Source organism: Methanocalculus chunghsingensis, from assembly GCF_018132105.1.
Lineage (GTDB): Archaea > Halobacteriota > Methanomicrobia > Methanomicrobiales > Methanocorpusculaceae > Methanocalculus > Methanocalculus chunghsingensis.
Genome location: NZ_JWHL01000014.1, coordinates 1 through 25,497, shown reverse-complemented (window position 1 = coordinate 25,497; position 25,497 = coordinate 1). Strand labels below are relative to the sequence as shown.

At 52.9% G+C, this 25,497-nt stretch carries 20 protein-coding genes and 1 tRNA gene; 11 read left to right on the top strand and 10 right to left on the bottom strand.

The window, feature by feature from the left end:
- Positions 1-3: 3 nt before the first annotated feature.
- Complete coding sequence (locus RJ53_RS08760) at positions 4-606, top strand: orotate phosphoribosyltransferase-like protein (protein ID WP_211531245.1); 603 nt, start codon at positions 4-6, stop codon at positions 604-606.
- 84 nt (positions 607-690) lie between these two features.
- A complete protein-coding gene (thsA, locus tag RJ53_RS08755) occupies positions 691-2,262 on the top strand; it encodes a thermosome subunit alpha (RefSeq protein ID WP_211531289.1) in 1,572 nt (523 codons plus the stop codon).
- Between the two features lie 36 nt (positions 2,263-2,298).
- On the opposite strand, the gene RJ53_RS08750 is transcribed toward thsA, so the two are convergent.
- Complete coding sequence (locus RJ53_RS08750; RefSeq protein ID WP_211531244.1) at positions 2,299-2,958, bottom strand: HAD family hydrolase; 660 nt, start codon at positions 2,956-2,958, stop codon at positions 2,299-2,301.
- A 107-nt stretch (positions 2,959-3,065) separates the two neighbouring features.
- Here RJ53_RS08750 and RJ53_RS08745 point away from each other — a divergent pair.
- Positions 3,066-3,150, top strand: a tRNA-Ser gene (locus tag RJ53_RS08745).
- On the opposite strand, the gene RJ53_RS08740 is transcribed toward RJ53_RS08745, so the two are convergent.
- From RJ53_RS08740 to RJ53_RS08720, 5 genes are all read right to left on the bottom strand, one after another.
- Positions 3,132-4,958 (bottom strand): response regulator, encoded by a 1,827-nt coding sequence (locus RJ53_RS08740; protein WP_211531243.1) that lies wholly within the window; start codon positions 4,956-4,958, stop codon positions 3,132-3,134. The genes RJ53_RS08745 and RJ53_RS08740 overlap by 19 nt on opposite strands.
- A 45-nt stretch (positions 4,959-5,003) precedes the next feature.
- Positions 5,004-5,387: a response regulator gene (locus tag RJ53_RS08735; protein WP_211531242.1), complete on the bottom strand. Its 384-nt coding sequence runs from the start codon at positions 5,385-5,387 to the stop codon at positions 5,004-5,006.
- Positions 5,384-6,499, bottom strand: a complete 1,116-nt coding sequence (locus RJ53_RS08730; RefSeq protein WP_211531241.1) for a sensor histidine kinase — start codon at positions 6,497-6,499, stop codon at positions 5,384-5,386. Before RJ53_RS08730 ends, RJ53_RS08735 begins: the two co-directional genes overlap by 4 nt.
- 284 nt (positions 6,500-6,783) lie before the next feature.
- Positions 6,784-6,984: a hypothetical protein gene (locus RJ53_RS08725; RefSeq protein ID WP_211531240.1), complete on the bottom strand. Its 201-nt coding sequence runs from the start codon at positions 6,982-6,984 to the stop codon at positions 6,784-6,786.
- Positions 6,985-7,396: 412 nt separating this feature from the next.
- Positions 7,397-7,627 carry a DUF7557 family protein gene (locus tag RJ53_RS08720; protein WP_211531239.1) on the bottom strand — a complete coding sequence of 77 codons (231 nt, stop codon included), beginning with the start codon at positions 7,625-7,627 and terminating at the stop codon, positions 7,397-7,399.
- Positions 7,628-7,915: 288 nt separating this feature from the next.
- Between RJ53_RS08720 and RJ53_RS08715 the strand changes: the two genes are divergently transcribed.
- The 8 genes from RJ53_RS08715 to RJ53_RS08680 all read left to right on the top strand — a co-directional run bounded on the left by RJ53_RS08715 (position 7,916) and on the right by RJ53_RS08680 (position 21,415).
- Positions 7,916-9,973 carry a sensor histidine kinase gene (locus RJ53_RS08715; protein ID WP_211531238.1) on the top strand — a complete coding sequence of 686 codons (2,058 nt, stop codon included), beginning with the start codon at positions 7,916-7,918 and terminating at the stop codon, positions 9,971-9,973.
- A gap of 416 nt (positions 9,974-10,389) precedes the next feature.
- Positions 10,390-13,839, top strand: a complete 3,450-nt coding sequence (locus RJ53_RS08710) for a Cache 3/Cache 2 fusion domain-containing protein (RefSeq protein ID WP_211531237.1) — start codon at positions 10,390-10,392, stop codon at positions 13,837-13,839.
- Between the two features lie 10 nt (positions 13,840-13,849).
- Positions 13,850-14,353: a chemotaxis protein CheW gene (locus RJ53_RS08705; protein WP_211531236.1), complete on the top strand. Its 504-nt coding sequence runs from the start codon at positions 13,850-13,852 to the stop codon at positions 14,351-14,353.
- Positions 14,354-14,704: 351 nt separating this feature from the next.
- Positions 14,705-18,154 (top strand): Cache 3/Cache 2 fusion domain-containing protein, encoded by a 3,450-nt coding sequence (locus RJ53_RS08700; RefSeq protein ID WP_211531235.1) that lies wholly within the window; start codon positions 14,705-14,707, stop codon positions 18,152-18,154.
- A 10-nt stretch (positions 18,155-18,164) separates the two neighbouring features.
- On the top strand, positions 18,165-18,668 hold the full coding sequence (locus RJ53_RS08695) for a chemotaxis protein CheW (protein WP_211531234.1): 504 nt from the start codon (positions 18,165-18,167) through the stop codon (positions 18,666-18,668).
- Between the two features lie 222 nt (positions 18,669-18,890).
- Positions 18,891-20,048: a sensor histidine kinase gene (locus RJ53_RS08690; RefSeq protein ID WP_211531233.1), complete on the top strand. Its 1,158-nt coding sequence runs from the start codon at positions 18,891-18,893 to the stop codon at positions 20,046-20,048.
- A gap of 54 nt (positions 20,049-20,102) precedes the next feature.
- On the top strand, positions 20,103-20,714 hold the full coding sequence (locus RJ53_RS08685; RefSeq protein ID WP_211531232.1) for a CheR family methyltransferase: 612 nt from the start codon (positions 20,103-20,105) through the stop codon (positions 20,712-20,714).
- A 92-nt stretch (positions 20,715-20,806) separates the two neighbouring features.
- Entirely contained in the window at positions 20,807-21,415 is a 609-nt protein-coding gene (locus tag RJ53_RS08680) for an MBL fold metallo-hydrolase (protein ID WP_211531231.1), read from the top strand.
- A gap of 344 nt (positions 21,416-21,759) precedes the next feature.
- Here RJ53_RS08680 and RJ53_RS08675 read toward each other — a convergent pair whose 3' ends face one another.
- The 4 genes from RJ53_RS08675 to RJ53_RS08660 form a co-directional block, all read right to left on the bottom strand.
- Complete coding sequence (locus RJ53_RS08675) at positions 21,760-22,662, bottom strand: Rpn family recombination-promoting nuclease/putative transposase (protein ID WP_281412439.1); 903 nt, start codon at positions 22,660-22,662, stop codon at positions 21,760-21,762.
- Between the two features lie 417 nt (positions 22,663-23,079).
- Positions 23,080-24,702 (bottom strand): cache domain-containing protein, encoded by a 1,623-nt coding sequence (locus RJ53_RS08670; RefSeq protein WP_211531230.1) that lies wholly within the window; start codon positions 24,700-24,702, stop codon positions 23,080-23,082.
- Between the two features lie 201 nt (positions 24,703-24,903).
- Positions 24,904-25,170, bottom strand: a complete 267-nt coding sequence (locus RJ53_RS11920; RefSeq protein ID WP_211531229.1) for a type II toxin-antitoxin system RelE family toxin — start codon at positions 25,168-25,170, stop codon at positions 24,904-24,906.
- Positions 25,167-25,355, bottom strand: coding sequence for a hypothetical protein (locus RJ53_RS08660; RefSeq protein WP_211531228.1), 189 nt, complete (start codon positions 25,353-25,355; stop codon positions 25,167-25,169). The genes RJ53_RS11920 and RJ53_RS08660 overlap by 4 nt, the downstream gene beginning before the upstream one ends.
- Positions 25,356-25,497: the final 142 nt, after the last annotated feature.

Here is a 25,497-nt window from a genome sequence, read left to right as displayed (position 1 = left end):
TCCATGTCATCCCTCACCGATCTGAAAGAGCGTGCCCGCCTCCTCCTTGAAGAAGGGCACAGCCAGGGCCAGATTGCCGATGAACTCTCCCTCTCGATGGAGACGGTCACCTGGCTTCTCACCCAGCCAAAAGGAGATGTGGCACCGCGGGATGTGCACATTGACTGGACGGCTGTCAGCTGTGATGCGAACCAGCTTGAATCGGTCGCCTCGATGATGATCGACCGGTATCGTGCCTCCTGTAATGGATCAATGAGCCTTGATGCTGATGTGATGATCGGCATTGCGATCTCCGGCATCCCGCTTGCGACCCTCATCGGTGCACGTGAGGGATGCAGCCTCGCCATCTATCACCCGGCAAAACATGCCGTCTCTGAGACGCCCATCGGTTCAATATCCGGCAATTTCGCCTCTATTGTAGAGAAACGCTGTATTATCGTCGATGATGTCATCACATCAGGGAAGACAATTGCCGAAGTTATCGGGTATCTCAGGAGGCATGGCGGTGTTCCGGTTGCGGTCTTTGTTCTCTTTGATAAGCGCGGTATCACCGAGGTTGACGGTGTCCCGGTCTACTCACTCTTCAGAATATCCCGGATCGACTGATCTCCTCCATGATCTGGCATATATTTATATAGAACTTCAAAGCAATTTTTACCGATACAGGAGGATTATACGTTGGTACAAGGCATGCAGTCATCCGGGCAACCGGTGATTATTTTACGACAAAACGTCGATCAGACCCGTGGGTTTGAGGCACAGCGTTCGAACATCCTCGCGGCAAAGGCGATCATGGAGGCGGTCAGGACGACACTTGGCCCCCGTGGCATGGATAAGATGCTCGTTGCAGGCGATGATATCACCATAACAAACGATGGGGCGACGATCTTAAGTGAACTCTCTGTCCAGCACCCTGGCGCGAAGATGGTCGTTGAGGTCGCAACCGCACAGGATGATGAGTGTGGCGACGGCACGACGACGGCAGCAATCATGGTCGGTTCATTCCTCGACCAGGCCGAACGCCTCATCAAGATGGGTATCCACCCGACAAATATCTCCAAAGGCTACAGCCTCGGGATGAGGAAGGCTCTTGAGATCATCGATGAGCTCTCCATCACCGTCACCCCTGATGACAAGGAGACATTACAGAAGATCGCCACCACCGCGATGCTCGGTAAGACCATCGAGGCGATCCGGGAGAAGGCATCCGGCATCGTCGTTGATGCTGTCTCAACCGTGGCCAACCGCTCAGGCGAGCGGATCGTCATCGATGAGGATGATATCCTTGTCAAGACCCAGAAAGGCGATACGATGGATAACATCGAACTTGTCCGCGGGGTCATCATCGGCAAGGCCCGTGTCGATGAACAGATGCCGAAGATGGTCAATGGTGCAAAGGTCGCAATGATCAGCTCTCCGCTTGAGATCACCAAGACCCAGACGAAGTCAAAGATCAGGATCTCCTCCTCAGAGCAGGTTGCTGCGTTTGGCGATGCCGAGCGTGCATCCTTAAAGAAGATCGCCGACGAGATCATCGCCTCGGGAGCAAATGTCCTCCTCTGCCAGAAGGGAATCGCCGATGCGGTTCAGTTCTATCTCGCAAAGGCAGGAATCTATACCCTTGAGGATGTTCCTGAGAAGGAGATGAAGTACGCGGCAAAGGCACTCTGTGGAGAGATCGTCAACAAGCCCGAGGATCTCACAACCGAGACTCTCGGAACCGCAGAGCAGGTCGAGCAGATGGACGGGGAAGACCTGACCAAGATCTCAGGATGCGAGAATGCAAAGGCGGTCACCATCCTGATCCGCGGCTCGACCCAGTATGTGGTTGATGAGCTCGACCGTGCCATCAACGATGCAAAGCGTGTTATTCAGGATGCGATGGAGGATGGAAAATATACCATCGGTGGCGGCGCTGTCGAGACCGAGCTTTTAATCAGTCTCCGTGACTATGCATCAACCATTGGTGGCCGTGAGCAGATTGCAATCGAGGCATTTGCACAGGCATTTGAGATCATCCCGATTACCCTCGCCGAGAACTCAGGGTATAACCCGATCGATAAGCTCGTTGCCCTGAAGAAGGCACACAGCGAAGGGCAGAAGAATGCCGGCCTGAATGTCTATACCGGAGCGGTCGTTGATATGGCTGCAGAAGGTGTCTTTGAACCAATGCGGGTGAAGCGCCAGGCGATCCAGAGTGCGGCAGAGACTGCGGCACTTCTGATCCGGGTTGACGATATGATGGTCACCCAGTCCCACTAATCGCGGGATCCCAACCTCTCTCTTTTATTTTTATTTTCAGCGCGATACCAGATAGTCGCCAAGCTCATGCAGATCGGAGACGATCGTCTCAACACCCGGGAGATCCTCAAATCTGTTGATATCGTCTTCCGCAACACGGGCAATGAACCGCACCCCGGTCTCCTGGGCTGCCTGCCAGTCCTGAGGGGCGTCACCGACGAAGAGGGCGTCCTCCGGGTGGACACCTGCCTCGGAGAGGATCTCCCTGATGCAGTCTGCTTTGGATCGCGGGGATCCATAGATCCTGATGAAGTAGCCGGCAAGCCCTCGCCTCTCCGCGATGGTATGCATCTCCTCTTCAGGGGTGGCAGAGACGACGTAGAGGGGGATGACTGCCGCATACCGGCCGAGGAGGGCTTCTGCCCCCGGGATGAGGGGGATGGTGTACATCGCCTGCAGGATCTGCTCCTGGTACCTGGTTGCAAGCACCTCCTCCTGTTTCCTGGTGAGGGGCTGATGGAGAATATCCCTGTAGATATTTTTGAATTTGACATATCTGGACATGCCGCCGTTATCGAGATGGTACCTGACGATCTCGTCCTGATGTTCTGGAACGAAGGAGAAGGTCTCGCGGAATGCCTCTGCCTTGAGAGGGATCGAGTCTGCGATGACACCGTCGAAGTCGAAGATAAGGATGCGGGGCAGTCGGTTCTGCATAATAGGATGTTCGTATCCCATCCTCCTTATATTCTGCTTTTCAGGAAGGATGGATATACTGATTCAGAAGCCTTAATACCTCCGTAAGGCAAATATAGTATCCCGGTGCCGAGGTAGTCTAGCCCGGGAAGGCGGTGGCCTCGAAAGCCACTGGTGTTCTGCGCCTCGGGAGTTCAAATCTCCCCCTCGGCGTTATTATCTCTTCTATTCATCCCCTCTCCCGGTGTGGCGTCGTCGTTTCTCAAAAGAAGTCCTCTGTTCGCCTCCTCGAGGCGGCCGAGCGCCTCCTTCAGGGTCGTGATATCCCGGATCGACTCAATCGCCCCGGCGATGTTCCCTTCGCTGTCATAGAGGGGGGCGGCCTTCCCCCAGAGGGTGAGATTCCGGCCGTCCGGGTGGCGGTATGCGATCTCTCCGATGGTTGATGCACCGTTCTGATGCACACTGTCGTACCAGCTCCTGATCTCGTCGCTCTTCGGGCTCATCACGAGATCAACGAGCATCGGCCGGCATACGCCATAGAGGGGTTCTGCATAGGCGTTTCCGCCCCTCCCGAGCATCTTCCCGTGTGGTATGCCGGTCAGCTCCTCCATCTTTTTGTTCCATGCGACGACTGTTCCCCTGGTATCGATGATGAAGGTGGGATCCGGCAGGAAGGCAATGATCTCCTGTATTCTCTGTTCTGAGTTTTTATGTGCCCTCTCTGTGGTGATGATCGCCTCCATCTGCTGCCGCATCTCCTCTTCTGCTGCTGCAAGCTCTTCGTTTGCTTCAAGAAGGTGCAAATTTCTCTCGCGGAGTTCCAGCTCCTGGCGTTTCCGCTCATTGATATCGGCGATGATTCCGGCGATCTTCACCGGTTGTCCGGATGATGGATCTCCGACAGCAGCACCGACACCCTTCAGCCAGATATATGATCCATCTGATCGCCCCACCCGGCAGCTCACCTCAAAACGTCCGGCGGTTCCATCAAGATGGTCCTGCAATGCTTGTCGTACCTCAGGATAATCGTCCGGGTGAATGAGGCGACGAATATCGTTTATATGATAATTCATCTCCGGAGGGTGTCCAAGCATGAGGCCTGCCCGCTTCGAGAGCCTGATCGCCTTTTTGGTGATATCCATCTCCCAGCAGGCGAGGTTTCCTGCATCCATCGCCCGTTCAAGCCGTTGAAGGCTCTCTTTCAGTGCGAATCTTGAGGATCGCTCCTCGGTGATATCCCTGCACCCGATATAGATCCGGGTATCGCCTGCGGCATCAATATGGCAGTGCATCTGGACGAAGAGCCATCGGACGACTCCGTTCCTGTGGTTGATCCTGATGTCGTATCCGACTCTGTCGCCAGGGGCGACTGAGGTTATATTCTTCGTATAGAGCTGGATATCATCCTGGTGGATGAGGAACGAGCAGTCCCCTCTCTGCCGGATCTCCTCGATGGTATAGCCGGTGATCTCATAGACTGCACCGACCATCCAGTCGTGGTGGCATCTCCCGTCCTTCTCCCTGACACATGAGCAGGCAAAGTCCGTCATAACGGATGATATCCTCCGATGCCGTTCCTCGCTCTCAAGGAGCCGCCTCTCTGCTTCCTTTCTGGAAGCGGCATGCTGGATTTTATGAGTCAGTTCCGCAAACTGTGCCTTCGGGTAGCCTCCCTTCTGAACATAGAAGTCGGCTCCTTTATTAAGTGCCTCAATGACGATCTCTTCCCGCCCTCTTCCGGTGAAGATGATGAAGGGGGTGGTATCTCCGGATGCCCGCAGGGTAGAGAGGAGCTCGATCCCGGTCATCCCCGGCATCTGGTAATCGGAGACGATCACATCGAACTCGCCGGTCCTGATGAGATCCAGGGCATCACGGGGATCAGATGATGTGGTGACGGAGAGATAGCCTGTCCGTTCAAGAAAGATCTTCCCGATTTCGAGAAGGGTGTTCTCATCATCGATGTAGAGGACAGAGATTGTGGTGGTGTTGTTTCTGGCAAATATCAGGGGGATCACCTCTTCAGATAGAGTAATAATCGCGGTTTCATCATGCTGGCCGGATCACCGGGAGCTGATCACCCGGTCTGAGAGGTAGGTGTCCAGTACCTGTTTCAGCTCCGGGAATGTGACCGGTTTTGGCAGATGGCAGATGATCGAATCCCGGTACGGTTTAATCTCCTTCTCAGAGACATATTTTGCGGTAAAGAGGATGACAGGAACGCCTTCCAGCCCGTCTCTCTTCAGTTCATCAAGAACCTGCCAGCCATCGATCGGGGTCATCATCAGATCGAGGATGACGAGATCAGGCATCTTCTCCCGGATGGCGGCAAGCCCGTCCCACCCGTTATCAAATGTGATTGTGTCGTGTCCCAGCTTTGCAAGCAGGAGTTTCATCATAACCAGGTTTGCTGTATCATCATCGATGACCATTATCGTCTTCTTCATTTTTTCTCCTCATGTGGTAACAGGATGGTGAAGCTGCTCCCTCTGCCAAGGGTACTCTCCACGATGATATCTCCTCCATGCAGCTGCACATACCGCAGGGCGAGCGGGAGTCCAAGCCCCATCCTGTTATACTCTCTGGTGAGGTGCTGGCGATCTGCGATGCTGAACGGCTCAAAAATTCTGGGACGAAGGGATGGATCGATACCTGTGCCGTTATCTTTGATGGTGATCTGGTGGTATCCTCCATCAGGGGCATAGCGGATGGAGACCTCCCGGGGTGGATCATTGTACCGGACTGCGTTTTGAATGATATCATTGAATACATACGAGAGGAGGATCTGATCTCCCTGTACAATCGCAGAAGGGGGGATCTCATCCCTGATGACGGCGTCCCTCCGGTACCCTGACAGAGTGATTATCTCCTCGATCATCTGGTATAATGCAATATCCTCAGAGGATGGTGTGAGTTTTCCGGAGTCCGCAACCGAGAGATCGAGCATCCGGTCCACAATCCGGCGTTCCTTCTGGATATTCTTCTCGCAGTTGCTCAGAATCTCAAGAACCTCATCGGTGAGTCCAAATCCTCCGGGATCGGAGGTGAGGAGGGTAAGGTATCCGAGTGCCGGCTGAAGCGGGGTCCGGAGCTCATGGGCTGCGACCATCACAAAGTCTGACTTGCGTTCTATCTCTTCCTTCAGTGCATTCTGGGCGATGATCAGCTCCTCAAGCTGGGATCGTAACTCTTCTTCAGTAAAAGCAAGCTCTTCGTAGTTTCTTTTGAGCTTCTCCTCGGTCTTCCACGATATCTCTGCAAGCAGCGTGATGACGGCTGCAACCGTGATGAAGATCAGTACCCTGACGAGTCCATTGAGAAGATGATCATACCCTGCATACAGAAGAAGCATTCCGAGATAGGTGAATGAGAGGATGATGGAGAAGAGGAAGCCACGCCTGATGTAAAAGACACAGGCGATGATGATCGGGATATAGAAGAGATTCTGAAAGATGATGTAAAAACCTGATGAGAGGGAGGCGAGACTTACAGCTAATGAGATGAAGGTCGTTGAGATGATTGCAGCAAGGGGTCTCCAGGAGGTGGTACTATTCTGCATGGCCGGATTCTTCTTCTCCTTCGTATTGTTTCCCCTCTTCTTTCATCCGGGCATTCGCCGGGTTCTGTCTCATGATGAGATAGAGTCCGACAATCGCCTGATGCATGTGTATGTCATATGTGCAATGCAATAATTCGATTGATCTTCGATAGTATTAATCTTCTGATATGAAATTTGGTGAATGGGTCTGTCTTCCCGGATAGGTATCGGTTCTTTGTAACTTGACCTGATATCGTTTTACCTCCTCTCTCTGCCGCTCGATCATCAAATCAGTGTCTTTATGACTATTCTTCTTCAATATCTGCGATGCGTCTTCCGGCGGCCGGGCAGGTCTGCTTCTCATTTGTGTTCAGGATACCATGGTCAGGGGTCGGGGGGGGGAGCAGCCGGATGCCGGTAGCCATTGCAGGGGGCATCACCTGCTTCCGATCTCTGATTGCCCGGCCGATCGCATCGCATGCCTCCCGATGGTACGGCCGCATCATGGAATTATCGGGAACTGTGAAGAACCTGGATACCGTATTCCCGAAGTGGGTGTTCAGCCGTTCCCGCAAGGCCTTCGGCGTATGGAAGGTCGAAACCTGACGTGAACGGTTTAATATCTTTTGTATTTGCTGTGTGCCTGATTGATTCCCATTATGTCAATGACATAAACAGTGGATTCTGTTTCCTCGATTTGGTAAAAGATGGTATATTTCATGTTTATATGCAGGCGATGGGTGTTATATCTCGCTCCTTTCAGGGCTTTTTTATTGCATAGTGTCGTTTTAATGAAAAGATAGGTATCCAAACATTTATTTATTCCATCCAAAATTACGTTATATGATGTATCATCCAGTCCTTCAAGATATTTGATTGCCTTTTTACTCAGGAGTATCTCAAACCCGGATATTGAAATCACCTGCGTGAGAGAGCGTTGAGTGGTGTGAATGTAGTAGTCTTCCGAATGGTGTTCATGTCGTTTTCAATCTTTTCTACATCCCACTCCTCTTCACTTTCCGATAATTTCAGAACCTCATCCGCCATAGTGGAAATCAGGGAATCATATGACTGCCCGTCCTTTCGCAGTCTGGAAAGTTTCATCCTTGTTTCATGGCTTATTGTGATCGTCTCCCCTTCACTTGCCATAGAATATAATACTCCGCAGATGATTTGAGAGTTTGCATGATCCGGATCGTCCCCCGAAGGCTATGTATATCATATTGGCAATTCAATAATTCGATTGATCTTCGATACTATTAATCTTCTGATATGAAATTTGGTGAATGGGCCTATCTTCCCGGATAGGTATCGGTTCTTTGTACCTTGATCGGATATCGTTTTACCTCCTCTCTCTGCCGCTCGATCATCAAATCAGTGTCTTTATGATGTTCTCCCTCTAATATCTGGTATGCATCTCCCGGCGACAGAGCGAACGTGCCTGTCATTTTCATCTCAGATGTTTCAATCGGGGTCTGCCTGATGAATATTCAGGCAAAGACGATTCTTATTATCATCGGGCTCTCCCTCCTCCTCATCAGCGGTATCGGGGTGATATCCCATCTCTTCATCCTTGACGGGTTTATCTCCCTTGAAGAGAAGGATCTTGATGCCACGCTCGATCTGGCAGTCCGGACGATTGAGCGTGATCAGCAGTTCATGTTGACGGTTGTGCATGACTGGGCGGTCTGGGATGATACCTACCGCTATATTCAGGGGGAGTATCCGGAATATGAATCCGTCAACCTCTATGATGATGTCTTTGAGTACCTCGATCTCAATATCATCGTCTATACGCACCGTGATGGCACCGTCGTCTATGCCGGAGGTTTTGATGCCGCTACCGGGGGGGAGATACAAATCCCGGATGCTGTCTATGGGGTCAACTCGTATCTCCTCTCCTCCGGGGGTGACGAACTCGCCGGGCTGTATGGGACTGAAGCGGGATGTCTGCTTGTTGCTGCCAGGCCGATTCTGATGAGCTCGGGGGAGGGGCCTCCCATGGGTACCCTCCTCTTTGCGAGACTGATCGATGATGCCTGGGTGGATGGGATCTCTTCGCAGGTGGGCGTCCCCATCACCCTCGATACCGGGTCGCCCCCGGCAAAGGTGGTATCTCCTGATGCCTCGGAGATCACCGGTTCCCGCATCCTTTGGGATATCCATGGGGAGCCGGCACTCACCCTCTCCATCACGCTTGATCGGGAGATCTACAGGCTTGGCCTTCTCTCATTCCGGTCGATGATGGCTGCTATGGTCATTCTCCTGCTGATCATCTCTGTCTTCCTCTATCTTCTCATCCGCCACCTCTTCCTGACAAGGATCAATACGCTCAGCACCGAGGTGGGGGGAATCGCGGCTGTGCCAGATCAGAAAGGAGTCGTCTCTGTCCGGGGTGATGATGAGATTGCATCCCTCGCCGGTTCGATCAATATCATGCTCCATTCCATTGAAGAATATCAGGAGAGGGTTCGGGAGAGTGAGGCACAGTTCCGGATGTTCGCCTCTCTCGCACCTGCCGGCATCCTCATCGCGAACCGGCAATGGAGGACGATCTATGTCAATGAGAGGCTCCTTGACATACTCGGATGTTCAGGAGAGGATATCCCTGATATCGAATCCCTCTGCAATCGCATCCATCCGGACGGGGGTGGCGACCATACCGTTCATTCCGGGTGGGGATCAGCACTCTTCGATGCAGGTGGGCTGCCATCCGGGAAGAGGCCGGTGACGGTGGCCATGCCGGACCCGGACGGGCAGCTCCGTCATCTTGAGATCAGAACTGCATCGACCGGGGATCTGAACTGCCTTCTCCTGACTGATATCACTGACCGCAAAGCCGCCGAAGAAGCTCTCCATACCGCACATGCAAAACTCCGGCTCCTCTCCGGCATCACCCGGCATGATATCCGCAACCAGCTCATGGCACTCCAGGCATATCTCGGACTGGCACGGGAGGATTCCGGTGATCTGGCAGTGTCCGGGTATCTCGGTGGTATGGAGAAGGCGGCAGCTGCCATCGAAAGGCAGATCCGGTTTGCAGAAATGTATGAGGATCTCGGTATCCTGGCACCCGCATGGCAGTCGGTAACTGCCATCATCGCGATGATCGGTTATGATGAACGGCTCCCTATCCGACATGACTGTGGGGGATACTTGGTCTATGCTGACCCGATGTTTGAGAAGGTCTTTCAGAATCTCTATGACAACACTATCCGATATGCGAAAGGGGCAGAGAACGTCCACATCCGGTGCTATGAGCGGGAGGATCATCTCGTCATCGTCTGTGAGGATGATGGCTGCGGTATTCCTGATGATCTGAAGGAAGAGATCTTTGAGAAGGGGTTTGGCAGAAACACTGGTTTCGGGCTCTATCTTTCCCGCGGGATCCTTGCCATCACCGGGATTGCCATCCGCGAGACGGGGGTGTATGGTGAGGGGGCGGTATTTGAGATTATGGTGCCTGCCGGGAAGTTCAGGATCGAAAAGAGATAGGGGTCTCTGCCTCTTCCGGCCCCTTCTGCATGGGGGTAATCTGGTATGTGGTATCTCTCGCATGCTCTCCATCCCGGGGGTGTGTGAAATGTCTTTTTTTAATCCTGTGCCTGATTACCCTGAATTAAAGGAATTGATAGCGGGATGTTCCGGTATTCCTTTTCGTCGCAGAGCTATGTATCCTCCCTGAATCATTTCGATATCTTTTTACTATATCGGGTAAAAGAAAGTGATTGGATCCATTTGCATATCAATTAATCATTGCATAAATGGAGAACACTATACGCTTGCTATTGGTATGGTGCTGATATCGGGGCTGTCTCCGCTGGATGGGCGACAGGTCTCCGGGAGCTTCAGATCGAATCCCCCACCCCCGCTGGTCATGCACCACCATCGCAATGAGAGGGAAGAGATCCATGTCACAGGGGATTACTGGAACATTTCGAAACATGAAGATGGGGACGAAGATCCTTATCATATGTATGGCGCTCGTCATCATTCCGACGACGCTCCTTGGTGTCGTCGCATATAATTCGGCGAGCGGGGCGGTTGAAGATCAGATTGAGAGACGGCTGACAGTTCAATCGCACGATATCGAAGGTATGGCTGACGGAGTCTATACCCTGACGATGGAGCTGGTGCAGTCAGGGCTGAATGTCCTCAGATATAACTTCAACAGTCATGGTACACCGGAGATCCGGGACGGCCAATTGGTGCTTGTGAATGCCGGAGGGCAGGTCTATATCGTCAATGATAACCACGAGGTCGTCGATGGCCTCGCCAGACAGTTTGATGGCGCGGCTGCGACGATCTTCCAGGTGCAGGGCAACCAGGCGATCCGGGTCTCCACCTCGATTTACGGGGCAGATGGCAGGCGTGTCGTCGGGACACCTGTGGCACAGGATGTCTATACTGCTGTCGTCTCGCGTGGCGAGACCTTTTATGGGACTGCCAATGTCGTCGGTAGAGAGTATATCACCGTATATGAACCGATCCGTGGACCGGGTGGTGCGATCATTGGTATCCTCTTCGTCGGTATTCCTGAAGAGACGTCCCTTGGTGTTCTCAAGGAGGAGATCCGGCGGACTGTTATTGGTGAGAACGGATACGTCTTTGTCGTCAATTCTCAAGGAACTCTCCTGGTCCATCCAACCATCGAAGGTGACAATCTTGGAAATGAGGACTTTATCAAGAGGATAATCAGTCAGGGCGAAGGCGTCATCCATTATCAATGGAATGGAGTGGACCGGATTGCCGGGTTTGCGTATTTTGCGCCCCTTGACTGGCATGTTGTCGGAGCTGCGGATGTTGCCGACTTCACCGGACCGATCGATGAGATCAGAAATGCGATCCTTGCCATTGTGATCGGTGCCATCATCATCGGCGGCGGTATCGCGATCTTCTTTGGCCGTTCAATCGCCCGAAGAATGGATGAGCTCGTCGCCCTCGGCAGGCGTGTCACCGACGGCGACCTCTCCGGCACCGTCAAGGTCGATGGAAGCGGGGATGAGATCGGACAGGTAGCAAGTGCGTTTGGCGATGTCGTCACGACGATCCAGCGGTTCGGCAGTGAGATGAATACGATCAGTGCTGCCGCCGCTGAAGGGAGGCTCGATGTCCGTGGTGATGCCGGCCAGTTCAAAGGTGATTATGGCAGAATCATCGGGGGCGTCAATGAGACCCTCGACTCGGTCATCGGTCCACTGAATGTTGCTGCCGAGTACGTCGAGCGTATCAGCAACGGTGATGTTCCTGAGAAGATCACCGATGAGTACAAAGGCGACTTCAACGAGATCAAGAACAACCTCAACAAGTGTATTGATGCGGTTGATCTCCTTGTCCGGGATGCCAATATGCTTGTTGAGGCTGCTGTTGAAGGGCGGCTGGATACCCGTGCCGATGCGACGAAGCACCAGGGTGATTTCCGAGCAATTGTTGAAGGTGTGAATGAGACCCTCAATGCAGTTGTCGGTCCCCTGAATATGGCTGCCGAGTATGTCGAACGTATCAGCAACGGTGACATCCCGGAGAAGATAACCGATGAATACAAAGGTGACTTCAACGAGATCAAGAATAATCTGAACAAGTGCATCAATGCCGTGGACCTTCTTGTAGCAGATGCAGATATGCTCGCAAAGGCGGCAGTGGATGGAATGCTCGCCACCCGTGCCGATGCGACGAAACACCAGGGTGATTTCAGAAAGATCGTGGCAGGTGTGAATGAGACCCTCGACTCGGTCATCGGGCCGCTCAATGTTGCTGCCAAATATGTCAATCGGATCAGCAACGGTGACATTCCTGAAAAGATCACAGACACCTATAACGGTGACTTCAACGAGATCAAGAACAACCTCAACAAATGTATCGATGCGGTTAATCTCCTTGTCGGGGATGCAAATGTTCTTGTTGAGGCTGCTGTTGAAGGTCGGCTGGATACCCGTGCCGATGCGACGAAGCACCAGGGTGATTTCCGAGCGATTGTTGAAGGTGTGAATGATACCCTTGATGCCGTCATCGGCCCTCTTAATGTTGCTGCCGAATATGTTGATCGGATCAGCAACGGTGACATCCCGGAGAAGATAACCGACGAATATAAAGGTGACTTCAACGAGATCAAGAACAATCTGAACAAGTGCATCAATGCCGTGAACCTTCTTGTAGCTGATGCAGAGATGCTCGCAAAGGCTGCCGTTGATGGAAAGCTTGCCACCCGTGCCGATGCAACGAAACATCAGGGCGATTTCAGAAAGATCGTGGCAGGTGTCAATAACACCCTTGATGCGGTCATTACCCCTGTAAACGAGGTGATCCGGCTTGCAGACTCCTTTGCAAACGCCGACTTCAGCACCCGGTTCTCTGAGGATGTCAACGCCCGTGGTGATCTTGAGAAGCTGAAGAACGCGATGAACAACGTCAGCACCCAGATCTCCCTTGCCGTCGCCGATGTCTCCCGGATGATGGAGGAGCTTGCCGCAACCTCCGAAGAGGCGAGTGCCGGTGTAGAGGAGGTCGCCTCCGGTTCACAGCAGGTCGCCCGGAATACCGGAAAGGTGAGTGAGAACTCCGAGAAGGCGAACAACGGTGCCAGGCAGGTCCTCCGTGCGATGGAGGATCTCTCCGCCGCCGTCGAGGAGGTCACCTCGAATGCCGAATCGGTCGCTGCAATTGCCCGGAATGCCGATGAACAGTCGAAAGAGGGTGCAAAACTTGCCGCCGCCGCCGAGAAGGGTATCGGTGAGATCAGCACCTCTGCCTCGGATGTTGATGCCATCATCAAGGATATCAACGACCAGATGAACCAGATCGGAAAGATCGTCGGCCTCATCGCTGATATCTCGAACCAGACGAACCTCCTCGCCCTCAATGCCGCTATCGAGGCGGCCCGGGCCGGCGATGCAGGCCGTGGGTTTGCCGTCGTCGCCGCCGAGGTCAAATCGCTCGCACAAGAGTCGGGTTCATCCGCCGAGAGCATCGCAAGCATGATCGGTGAACTCCAGACGAAGGCGAAGCGTGCCGTCGATGCGATGGGAACCGCCAACACCGCCGTCGAAGCCGGTTCTGACCAGATGGAGCAGACGATCAAGGCCTTCAACCAGATCGTCGATTCGGTCGAGAAGATCTCCCGTGCAATCGAGGAGGTTGCAAGTGCCGCAGAAGAGCAGGCGGCAACCGTCGAGGAGATCACCGCCAGTGTCCATGAGGTGACCGGTCTCATCGAGGAGAATGCCCGTGAGGCAGGCGATGCCGCCGCCGCGACCGAAGAGGCATCGGCAAGCATCGATGAGATTACAAGGATGATCGAGAATGTCAGCGATGTTGCCAACAAGACGCTCCAGATGAACCAGAAGTTCAAGCTGGCGAAGTAGGTGTGCGACAATGTCTGCAAGAACAGAGAATGAGCTGGAGGCGGGTGCAAACGGGTCAATCCAGGTCGTTGAGTTCGTCCTCGGCGATGAAACCTTCGCCATCGACCTCTTCGAGGTCCGTGAGGTGGTGGAGTACACGCGGATCTCCGCCCTCCCCAACTCTCCCTCCTACATCAAGGGGATCATCGATCTCCGTGGCGAGATCACCACCATCATCGATCTCAAGGCCCGGCTGAACATCATCGGATCGAGCCGTGCCGAGGAGGAATCCCGGATCATCGTCCTTGACGAGAATATCACAAAGAAGAAGGTCGGGATCATGGTCGATGATGTCCTCTCGGTCTCGACCTTCGAGATGAGCCATGTCGATCAGACCGGGGCGGTCGATTCGGATGATGACTCGTGTATTCTTGGGATCATCAAGAAGAAGGCTCAGGGAAAGGATCGGGATGCGACCGATCTCGTCATCTGGATCGATATCAAACAGCTCCTTGGTGAGATGCTCTCCGAATAGCGGGCTGAAGCAGAACCGCCTGTGGGGATAGTATATCTCCAGGAAATTATTCCTTTTTTATAATCTTAGAGTAATCTATATCTCCCTATCTATTTTATTTATATAATAATTATAAATAAAATATAATTTAAAATAACTTTTTTATCTTAGGATGTATTATAGGTATTGTTTTGTTATCCTCGTCTGATCTGCTCTGGTTCGTAATCCATCAGTTTTTTGGCGAGGAGATCAGAATTCCAATGAAATAATAAGTTCCCGTAGATTGGCTGATCAACGGGTCTTTAATGATACATACAATCAACCCATCCGGAATCCGGGTATTCCAGTGGGTCTGATGGTGGAGGTGTGGTTATGTCAAATGGTGTACTAGCAGGCTTTAGAAACATGAAGATCGGGACGAAGATTCTGGTCATCTGTATCGCACTCGTCATCCTGCCGACGGTGCTCCTTGGTATCGTCGCTTATAATTCTGCAAGCGGGGCGATCGAGGAACAGGTTGAAACGCAGTTTGCCCTCATGGTTCAGGATACGCGACAGGAGACGGAGAGTGTCTATACCCTGACGATGCAGCTGGTCCGGGGAGGCCTGAACGTCCTCCGCTATAATTTTAATGCTCAGGGGACTCCGGAGATCCGGGACGGGCAGCTTGTCCTTGTTAATGCAGCAGGGCAGGTTTATGTTGTCAATGATAATCATCAACTCGTCGACAGCCTCTCAAATCAGCTTGATGGTGCTGCTGCAACCATCTTCCAGGTGCAGGGCAACCAGGCGATCCGGGTATCCACCTCGGTCTTCGGTGCGGATGGCAGGCGTGTTGTTGGAACCCCGGTATCACAGGAGGTCTATACCGCTGTCGTCTCGCGTGGGGAGACCTTCTATGGAACTGCCAATGTCGTTGGCGTTAACTATATCACTGCATATGAGCCGATCAGGAACGCACAGGGAGCGGTCATCGGTATTCTCTTTGTCGGGATTCCTGAAGAGGCAACCCTTGGAGTCATTCAGCAGAATATCAGGGATGCCGTCGTCGGCCAGACCGGATATATGTATGTCATGGACAGCACCGGCACCCTTCTGATCCACCCGACGATGCAGGGCCAGAGCCTGGCACAGTACGACTTTGCCCGGGAGATCCTCGCAGAGAGGGATGGAGTTATCAGGTACAACTGGGAGGGTGATGACAAGATCAGCTCGTTTACCTATTACCCTGATCTCGACTGGTACATCGTTGCCGGTGCCGACTGGGCAGACTTCACCGGGCCGATCGATGAGATCAGAAATGCGATCCTTGCCATTGTGATCGGTGCCATCATCATCGGCGGCGGTATCGCGATCTTCTTTGGCCGTTCAATCGCCCGCAGGATGGATGAGCTCGTCGCCCTCGGCAGGCGTGTCACCGACGGCGACCTCTCCGGCACTGTTCAGGTCGATGGAAGCGGGGATGAGATCGGACAGGTTGCACGTGCATTTGGGGATGTCGTCACGACGATCCAGCGGTTCGGCAGTGAGATGAATACGATCAGTGCTGCCGCCGCTGAAGGGAGGCTTGATGTCCGTGGTGATGCCGGCCAGTTCAAAGGTGATTATGGCAGAATCATCGGGGGCGTCAATGAGACCCTCGACTCGGTCATCGGTCCACTGAATGTTGCTGCCGAGTACGTCGAGCGTATCAGCAACGGTGATGTTCCTGAGAAGATCACCGACGAGTACAAAGGCGACTTCAACGAGATCAAGAACAACCTCAACAAGTGTATCGATGCGGTCGATCTCCTTGTCGGGGATGCAAATGTTCTTGTAGAGGCTGCTGTTGAAGGGCGGCTGGATACCCGTGCCGATGCGACGAAGCACCAGGGTGATTTCCGAGCGATTGTTGAAGGTGTCAATGATACCCTCGATGCGGTCATCGGGCCGCTCAATGTCGCTGCCGAATATGTCGACCGGATCAGCAACGGTGATATCCCGGAGAAGATAAACGACGAATACAAAGGTGACTTCAACGAGATCAAGAACAACCTCAATAAGTGTATCGATGCGGTTAATCTCCTTGTCGGGGATGCCAACATGCTTGTAGAGGCTGCTGTTGAAGGGCGGCTGGATACCCGTGCTGATGCAACGAAGCATCAGGGAGATTTCCGTACAATTGTAGATGGTGTGAATGATACCCTCGATGCGGTCATCGGGCCGCTCAATGTCGCTGCCGAATATGTCGACCGGATCAGCAGTGGTGACATCCCGGAGAAGATCACCGACGAGTACAAAGGCGACTTCAACGAGATCAAGAACAACCTCAACAAGTGTATCGATGCGGTCGATCTCCTGGTGGAAGATGCAAACTATCTTGCCGCTGGTGCCGTCGAAGGAAATCTCTCTGTTCGTGCGGATGGATCCAGACACCAGGGTGACTTTAAGAAGGTCATCGACGGCCTGAACAATACCCTTGATGCCGTCGTCAGACCGCTCAACGGGATGGCTGACTCGGTCAACCGCATCAGCAATGGTGACATCCCTGAGAAGATTACCGCTGAATTTGCCGGTGATTACAACCAGATGAAGGTCAGCGTCAACAAGTGCATCGATGCAATCAACATGCTGATTGCCGATGCAAACCTGCTTGCAGATGCCGCTGTTGAAGGGAAACTTGCCACCCGTGCCGATGCATCGAAGCATCACGGCGATTACCGGAAGGTCATCGATGGCTTAAACAAGACCCTCGATGCCGTCGTCCAGCCGGTGAATGAAGTGATCCGGCTCGCCGATGCCTTTGCCAATGCAGACTTCAGCACCCGGTTCTCTGAGGATGTCACCGCTCGCGGGGATATGGAGAGACTGAAGAAGGCGATGAACAACACGAGCACCCAGGTCTCCCTCGCTATTGCTGATGTCTCCCGGCTGATGGAGGAGCTTGCCGCCATCTCGGAAGAGGCAAACGCCAGTGTTGAGGAGATCTCCTCCGGTTCACAGCAGGTTGCCCGGAATACCGGACGGGTCAGTGAGAACTCCGAGAAGGCGAACAACGGTGCCCGGCAGGTCCTCCGTGCGATGGAGGATCTCTCCGCCGCCGTCGAGGAGGTCACCTCGAATGCGGAATCAGTTGCATCGCTTGCACGAAACGCCGATGATCAGTCGAAAGAGGGTGCAAAACTTGCCGCCGCCGCCGAGAAGGGGATTGGCGAGATCAGCACATCAGCTTCTGATGTTGATGCCATCATCAAGGATATCAACGACCAGATGAACCAGATTGGAAAGATCGTCGGCCTCATCGCTGATATCTCGAACCAGACGAACCTCCTCGCCCTCAATGCCGCTATCGAGGCGGCCCGGGCCGGTGATGCAGGCCGTGGGTTTGCCGTCGTCGCCGCCGAGGTCAAATCGCTCGCACAAGAGTCGGGTTCATCCGCCGAGAGCATCGCAAGCATGATCGGTGAACTCCAGACGAAGGCGAAGCGTGCCGTCGATGCGATGGGAACCGCCAACACCGCCGTCGAAGCCGGATCTGACCAGATGGAGCAGACGATCAAGGCCTTCAACCAGATCGTCGATTCGGTCGAGAAGATCTCCCGTGCAATCGAGGAGGTTGCAAGTGCCGCAGAAGAGCAGGCGGCAACCGTCGAGGAGATCACCGCCAGTGTCCATGAGGTGACCGGTCTCATCGAGGAGAACGCCCGTGAGGCAGGCGATGCCGCCGCCGCAACCGAAGAGGCATCGGCCGGCATCGACGAGGTCGCAAAGATGATCGAGAACGTCAGTGAAGTTGCAAACAAGACACTTCAGGCAAACCAGAAGTTCAAGCTGGCAAAGTAGGTGCAGGGTAATGGTACGTGAAGCAGAAGGTGAGGACGGGATGCGTTCAAACGGCTCCATCCAGGTTGTGGAGTTCGTCCTCGGGGATGAGACCTTCGCCATTGACCTCTTTGAGGTCCGCGAGGTGGTGGAGTACACGCGAATCTCCGCCCTCCCCAACTCCCCCTCCTATATCAAGGGGATCATCGATCTCCGTGGCGAGATCACCACGATCATCGATCTCAAGGCCCGCCTGAATATCATCGGGTCGAACCGGGCTGAGGAGGAGTCCCGGATCATCGTCCTTGATGAGAATATCACGAAGAAGAAGGTTGGGATCATGGTCGATGATGTTCTCTCGGTCTCAACCTTCGAGACGAACCAGGTTGACAGAACCGGGGCGGTGGATTCGGATGATGACTCCTGTATCCTTGGGATCATCAAGAAGAAAAACCAGGCGAAGGATAAAGAGGCAACTGATCTCGTCATCTGGATCGATATCAAGCAGCTCCTTGGTGAGATGCTCAGGGAGTGATCTCATACCTGGAGAGAAAGAGGAGGGTCTTCCCCCCAACCCCCGGACTTCCCTCTCCGCTGATCTCACTCATTATCCGGTATCATTTTTATTCATGAATAACCAAATAAATAGTATGTTTCCCCCCTCCGGATTCCTTCTTCCGGTTCAGATGAGAGGGAACCGTATGTTTGTCACAAAAGGCGGGAATCCTGCATCCCTCCGATCAGGTGGAGGAGCCTGATGATTCGGCTGACTGATAGCCAGCTCCGTCTTGGGACTGTCCTCCTCACCACTGTCCTCTCCCTCGTCGTCGGAGTGATCTCTCTCTCGTCCGGGGTCTATATTATATTCCAGAATCTCTTCTATATCCCGATCATCCTCGCCTGTGTCTTCTTCTTCAGGCGCGGCCTCCTCTTCTCCATCATCCTCTCCTTCGTCTATCTTGGGATGCTCCTTCTGTATGCGGGCCTCGCCTACCTCAATGACGGGCTGATCCGGGTTCTCCTCTTCATCGCCATTGGAATCGTCATCACCGTTCTTGCAGAGAAGTCGCGTGGGATTGAGGCATGCCTTGAGGAGATGAATGAGGAGCTCTCCCATACCAATACAGCTCTGCTGGAGATGAACGAGAAATTATCCGCGGCAGAGGAAGAGACGCGGTCACAGCTTGAGGAGCTGGTCATCACCCAGCAGGCGCTGAAGGAAGAGATCGAACGCAAGTCAGATTTTGTGATGGTCGCCTCTCATGAGCTCCGGACCCCGCTTCAGCCGGCACTCGGGTACCTCAGCCTCCTCACCTCCGATCCCAAAGGATTTGGCCTCTCAGGCGATGTGGTGACGATGCTGAAACACTGCCAGCAGAACATAGATCATGAAAGGAGGATCATCGATCGTATCCTCGAACTCTCCCTCCTCGACTCGGGGAAGGTCATTCCATCCTATGAGAGCATCCCCCTTCATGACTTCATTGAGAATATTATCCGGGGATCAGATCACCGGGCTCAGGCAGAGGTTCACAATGATATCCCCTGCCATGCCCTTCTGCCGGGTGATCCGGGTCTCCTTTATCAGGTATTCGCAAGCATCATCGGAAACGCGGTCCGGTACAATGAACCGCCCCGGCAGGTCTCCATCCGATATGAAGAAGATCCTACATCACACTATATCAGGGTTATCGATAACGGCATCGGGATCGATCCGGAGGCACAGAAGAAGATCTTTGAGCCGTTTCATATCGCAGATCTGAATGCCCTCTCACGGGAATATAACCGGCTTGGCCTTGGCCTGCCGCTTGCACAACGGTATCTACAGCTCCATGGAGGAGATATTACTCTTCAGAGCTCGCCGGGAGAAGGGAGCACCTTCATCATCCGGATTCCTGGTACGATCCCTTCCTGAACCTGACCAAAACAGGATATCCATTCGGATACCATATGATAAGGAGATACAACAATGGCATTTACATATTTTTTCAGGGATCTCCAGACGCTGGAGGTGATCGCCGATCATATCCTCCCCACACTGAAGGGCCGGAGGACTATTGATGTATGGAGTGCAGGATGCGCAATGGGCCAGGAGCCCTATACCATTGCGATTCTATTAAAGGAGAATATGGGGTCGATGATATTTCGGAATGTCCGCATTCTGGCAACAGATATCGACCACTCAAACCTCTTTGATGCCATCATCTCAAAGGGAAGCTATCCTGAGCAGGAACTGAAACGGATGCCAAAAGAGTATTTCAGCAGGTACTTCACTCCTGATCCTGAGAAACCAGGGAACTTCATCATTGCTGAGGAGATACGAAAGCGGCTCACCTACCAGCGGCATAATCTTCTCACCCTCCAGCCGGTGAGAACCAATATCTCGCTCATCTCCTGTAAAAATGTCCTCCTACACTTCACCGAGGAAGAGCGGATAAACGTCATCCGGATGTTTTACGAGAGCCTCGCTGATGGAGGCTTCTTCCTGACCGAACAGACGCAGAAGCTGCCCTCCGAGTGTGGCGATCTCTTTGAACCGGTCGTCTCAAATGCCCAGGTCTTCAGAAAGATACCTCTATAATATCGGATTGTGGTGAAATGCAGGGAGTCATCTCTTCCGGCACTGCCCGGAAGAGGTGAAAAGGAATATCCCAAACAGGGTGTCTGGCTGATATGAAGATCTATAATCTGACAGAAAAAAGCAGCATATACACATCCAACGCCTACCTCATCACCGGAACATGGTGTTCACTGGATACCCGAAATACCCTCATCGATACTGGGAGGGATCCGGCGATCATCGAGGCGATCCATGCCGCCTCAACCGGTGTCGGGAAGCGGAAACTCGACCAGGTGATCATCACCCATTCCCACTATGATCATGCCTCCCTCCTTCCGAGGATCAGGGAGCTCTTCTGCCCGGTCGTCTATGCCTTCTCCGGCCACCTTGAAGGTGTTGATACCGTCGTCAGAGGTGGCGAACGGCTGAAGGCGGGTGATCGGATCTTTGAGGTGATCCATACCCCCGGCCACAGCCATGACTCGATATGCTTCTTCTGCGAAGAGGACGGGGTCTTATTTGCAGGCGATACCCCGCTCGTCATCCGGTCCAGGGGCGGGACCTATGAGGAGGGTTTTATCCAAGCTCTCGCAGACATCTGCCAGCGGGATGTCAGGGCGATATACTTCGGGCATGGCCCGCCACTCCTTGAGAACTGCAACCAGGTGTTGCAGACATCACTTGGAAATGTGCGGGCAGGCCGTCGTGCTGACAAGGTGTGAGGGGGTGAGCCTCACCCCGTCGCATTCAGCAGCTCTGCATAGAATATGATATGGATGAACCGAAGATTGATACGTCTGAGCACTGGTTTTCAATTATCTTCCCACGATCTGGTATGGGATACAGAAGAGATGCTCAGTCACAGCCAGAGTCACAGCCAGAGTCACAGCCAGAGTCACAGCCAGAGTCACAGCCAGAGTCTCTGGCACTACGAATGGCCCGGCTTCTTCAAAGTGAACCCCCCCTGGCAAAATCAGAAATCTCCACTGGTCCTGGTCAGAAGGGAATCTCTGGCCAACTGAATCATGTAAAAGAGTGCGGGGGCAGAGCCCGGATTAACTGTCTGTCAGATAAGGTGGCGGATCTCTTCCTCGGGCAGTCCGGTGATCTCTGCGATCTCACTGATGGGCATCCCAAACGCCTTCATCCTCTTCAGGAGTCTTCGCTGCCCCTCAGCTATTCCTTCCGCCTTCCCTTCTGCCTTTCCTTCTGCCTTCAGCTCAGCGGTCCATCGTTTTACCTTTTCTGCTAGCATAGTCTCCCCACAAAACGGATTTGGTAGTGGTTTATTGTTATCTGTCTTTAAGGTATTCTCAAAGAATAGCGAAAAATCCCGGCGCAGAGGATCGAGATCCGGATTCGTACTCATCCATGCGTTCAGCCGCTGGCCGAGCAGGAAGAGATCCGAAGTTTTGGATGACTGCTCCAGACCAAAGAGGCTGGCTGCAAGGTTTCTCGTCTCGTCGAGATGATGCATTGTCAGCCGCAGCTCATCAACAACAAGATACGGGACTGACGGCCTGAACCGGAGAACGGGGTCGGGCATCAGGATGGCTGCACCGATATCATCCGGTACATTCCATGGACTCTCGCCATTATAGAGGACGATCGGAAGTATCCCAGGCAATTGTTTTCGTACAGAGTGTTTTCCTGTCCGTATCAGATCCTGCCAGAGGAGCGCCATATAGGACATGATCCGGATCGGCATCGTCGGATCGGGTGTGGATTGAAACTCGATTAAGAGATAGATGATCAGGGTCCGATCCCCATATCTCACGCTCCAGATGAGATCATCCTCGCGCTCCCTGAGATCATCGGTCACATAGCTGCCATTACACCGCTTCAGTGTCGTAACGTCACAGGCAGCAGCAAATCCGGGATCAAGAAACCCGGAGATGAGGTCTGCCATCATCTCTTTGTGGCTGAAGAGGCGTTTATATGGGTGATCTGAATCTGTGATTGTTTCCAACTCCCTTGATCGCTCCTGTATCCTCAATGCCTTGAGCAGATCTCCACTCCATCCTCCTGCAGGAGGAAGCCCCTCGTCAAGACGCTCCAGGGCACTGATTATTGAGTATTCCGTCAGATAGCCTCATAAGGATCGGGAGCGGGGGGTGAAAGTGAAGAGGAATGGAGTTGAGGCGCCCCCCCCTTCTCGAGAGTCTTTCAGACCTGGGAGATCCAATTGGAGGAGGGGTGAGATGGTTCTGATGACGGGCTCTGGCTCCGGAATATGCGGAGAGAGTCGGCTGCTCCGTCTATCTGTTCGCCCATCTCATCCGGCTTCCCGTGTTATAAAAACCATCGGGCAGAGTACAGAAGTCGCTGTACGGAGAAAGGGAAGATCATAAAAAAGGAAATGTGTCGTCCGGATGGCAGGGAGACCTCATCTCTCCGTAATTACCATAACCCGCCAGTCGGTTCCATGGAGTGAGACGGTCTCCCAGACAATGTGGTGCCAGATGGCTGAACTGTTGATGATGGCAGCTCCTCTCGCCTCATTGCCGATTCGATTGAGGAATTCTGTATGATCAGCAGAGATCCCAACCCCGTCCTCTGAGAAGAGTTTCTCGCCAATCTCTGCATCGTCCGGAGAATAGAGGATGACAGAATCGGTCTGGATCACCATCACCGAATAGGGCTCAATGACCTCTGCTCCCTCCAAAACCTCGGAGATGAAGATATCCGGGGCGAATATGGCTGATATTCCCCCAATGATCTCATTGTCCGGGCTTCTGAGAGGGTAGGCAATGGATACTGCATCTGGTCCCTCCACTGACAGGAAGAGGGGTGAGAGAGTTGGTTCTCCCGCCTGTAATACTCTCTGGATATGTGATTGTGCTGAGATATCTATCCCGATAGATGAAGCAAACTCCGGGGGCTGGACAGCTGTAATTATCCCATCGGCATCGTAAACGACGACATCGATCACGGACGCCTGCGAGCCTGCAGCATAGGCGAGTACCTCTTCCGTTGAGGGATCGTCCATCCCGACTACTTCAATGTGGCGGGCGGTATCCGCGACATCCTGATCAAATGCGGCAAGTCGATTCCGGATCTCCTCTTTGAGCCGGGCGTTCTCTCCCATCATTACAGCTTCAGATCCGATGGTGCTCTTCCCTGTCAGGTAGATCCCGGCACCAATCCACCAGTCATCATCGACCTTTGTGACATACGCCATCTTTCGCCGCTCTTCCATGCCGTGTGACGGGTCCGGATAGTCATAATAGATGAACCCTCCACCGATTTGTACAAGCCCTATCTCAACTTTTGTAACATTGACTCCATGTGAGTCCTGGAGATCGATCATACTCGTCCCGATCAGTTCGGGCTGGTGTGGAAGGGCGAGAGCAATCCCATTCATATCAAGGGCATGGATATACAGATCGCCTCGGACAAATGGACCGGTTTGATCATTGAAGGTACGAAGTGCCTCATCCCTGCCCACATCCTCTGCATATTCTGCCGCATCCATGACGAATCTTCTCAGTGCCTCCCTGACAGCCTGATCCGGAATCCCGGGTTCATCTTCTGAGTAAATGCCCGATCCAAGCACCCATCCTTCACCCCCGGGCATCACATAGCTCAGCTTTGGTTCGGTTGCAAAGTCTCTGGAGGGATCCGGATAGAGGTATCTGACAACATCGCCGCCCGACCGACCTGCTTCGATGATCTCCCTGATAAAATATTTTCCCTCTGCATCCTGGTGATCATATCGACTGGTACCGATCAGCTCTGGCTGGAATGGGAGGGCAAGGGTTCGTCCGTCCTCCTCATAGGCAAAGATATAGAGTTCGCCCTGTATGAACTCTCCCTCAGGATCATTGAAGGCCCTGACTGCCTCATCCTTCCCATGAACCACAGCATATTCAAAGGCATTTTGTACAAAAGCCACCATCTCATCAAATGTCTGTTCTTCGTCAACCTGCTCAGAAGCACCTGTGCAGCCGGATACAAGAAGAAGGAGGAGGAGGATGACTCCTCCTTGTATAATGAGGCGATTTCGCATAAGGAATGCTTTTGATGGTTATTATATATAATGGGTCTTGCCATTCCGTCTACATCATCCGCCCAAACGCAAGGATCTCCCGGCCATCTCTGGAAACTCTTCCTTTCCCGGAGGATGAGATGGTTGTTCCTGTGCCTGAAAAGTCTTCCCTTCATCTCTGATGGAGGAGGTGAGCCTCCAGAATGTTGTGGTGCTGGTCTGTCATCGGTACTCTCTGCCCCGTCTAAATATTTCAATAATCCTGACTGAAGAGCTATCGACGGCATAAATAATACGGTACTCGCCAACCCTGAGACGATATTTTTTTGGATGGGAGTCTGTAAGGATCTTTATATCAAGGCCGGAACGGGGAGTAAATGGATCCGGTGCCAAATCTTTTAATGAGTTTCGTATTCGGTTGCGGGCGTCCTCACCCAGTATCTGAAATTGCTTTTGAAAAGTTCGTGAAACCAGGACCGCATACGTCACAGTGCATCAAGAGGAATGAATTCATCTTTTTCCAGTATGGTATTCCAGCGTTCATTCAGGCTTTTCCAGTGCACTTCGCAGAGAAGCCTCCGTATGATGGCATCATAACTCTCACCTTCTTCGCCTGCTCTCCGAAGCATCTCTTCTGTCTCGATAGATACTGATATGGTCGTTACCGCTGCCATAACAATACTATGTCATCCATTCTACCATAAGAGCCTTCTTACCGTGTACACATTGTTTTTGATTCCATCGAATAATCAGAGTTATAGCAATCTATATCTTCGTGAACTACCCCCCGCTTGTGCAGGGGGCTTCCTGCGAGTG

Coding starts and splice junctions, on each gene's coding strand:
- RJ53_RS08760 (WP_211531245.1), top strand. CDS start 4: ATGTCATCCCTCACCGATCTGAAAGAGCGTGCCCGCCTCCTCCTTGAA.
- thsA (WP_211531289.1), top strand. CDS start 691: ATGCAGTCATCCGGGCAACCGGTGATTATTTTACGACAAAACGTCGAT.
- RJ53_RS08750 (WP_211531244.1), bottom strand. CDS start 2,958: ATGCAGAACCGACTGCCCCGCATCCTTATCTTCGACTTCGACGGTGTC.
- RJ53_RS08735 (WP_211531242.1), bottom strand. CDS start 5,387: ATGAAGAAGACGATAATGGTCATCGATGATGATACAGCAAACCTGGTT.
- RJ53_RS08730 (WP_211531241.1), bottom strand. CDS start 6,499: ATGCAGAATAGTACCACCTCCTGGAGACCCCTTGCTGCAATCATCTCA.
- RJ53_RS08725 (WP_211531240.1), bottom strand. CDS start 6,984: ATGATGCGGCCGTACCATCGGGAGGCATGCGATGCGATCGGCCGGGCA.
- RJ53_RS08720 (WP_211531239.1), bottom strand. CDS start 7,627: ATGGCAAGTGAAGGGGAGACGATCACAATAAGCCATGAAACAAGGATG.
- RJ53_RS08710 (WP_211531237.1), top strand. CDS start 10,390: ATGTCACAGGGGATTACTGGAACATTTCGAAACATGAAGATGGGGACG.
- RJ53_RS08705 (WP_211531236.1), top strand. CDS start 13,850: ATGTCTGCAAGAACAGAGAATGAGCTGGAGGCGGGTGCAAACGGGTCA.
- RJ53_RS08700 (WP_211531235.1), top strand. CDS start 14,705: ATGTCAAATGGTGTACTAGCAGGCTTTAGAAACATGAAGATCGGGACG.
- RJ53_RS08695 (WP_211531234.1), top strand. CDS start 18,165: ATGGTACGTGAAGCAGAAGGTGAGGACGGGATGCGTTCAAACGGCTCC.
- RJ53_RS08690 (WP_211531233.1), top strand. CDS start 18,891: ATGATTCGGCTGACTGATAGCCAGCTCCGTCTTGGGACTGTCCTCCTC.
- RJ53_RS08685 (WP_211531232.1), top strand. CDS start 20,103: ATGGCATTTACATATTTTTTCAGGGATCTCCAGACGCTGGAGGTGATC.
- RJ53_RS08680 (WP_211531231.1), top strand. CDS start 20,807: ATGAAGATCTATAATCTGACAGAAAAAAGCAGCATATACACATCCAAC.
- RJ53_RS08670 (WP_211531230.1), bottom strand. CDS start 24,702: ATGCGAAATCGCCTCATTATACAAGGAGGAGTCATCCTCCTCCTCCTT.
- RJ53_RS08660 (WP_211531228.1), bottom strand. CDS start 25,355: ATGGCAGCGGTAACGACCATATCAGTATCTATCGAGACAGAAGAGATG.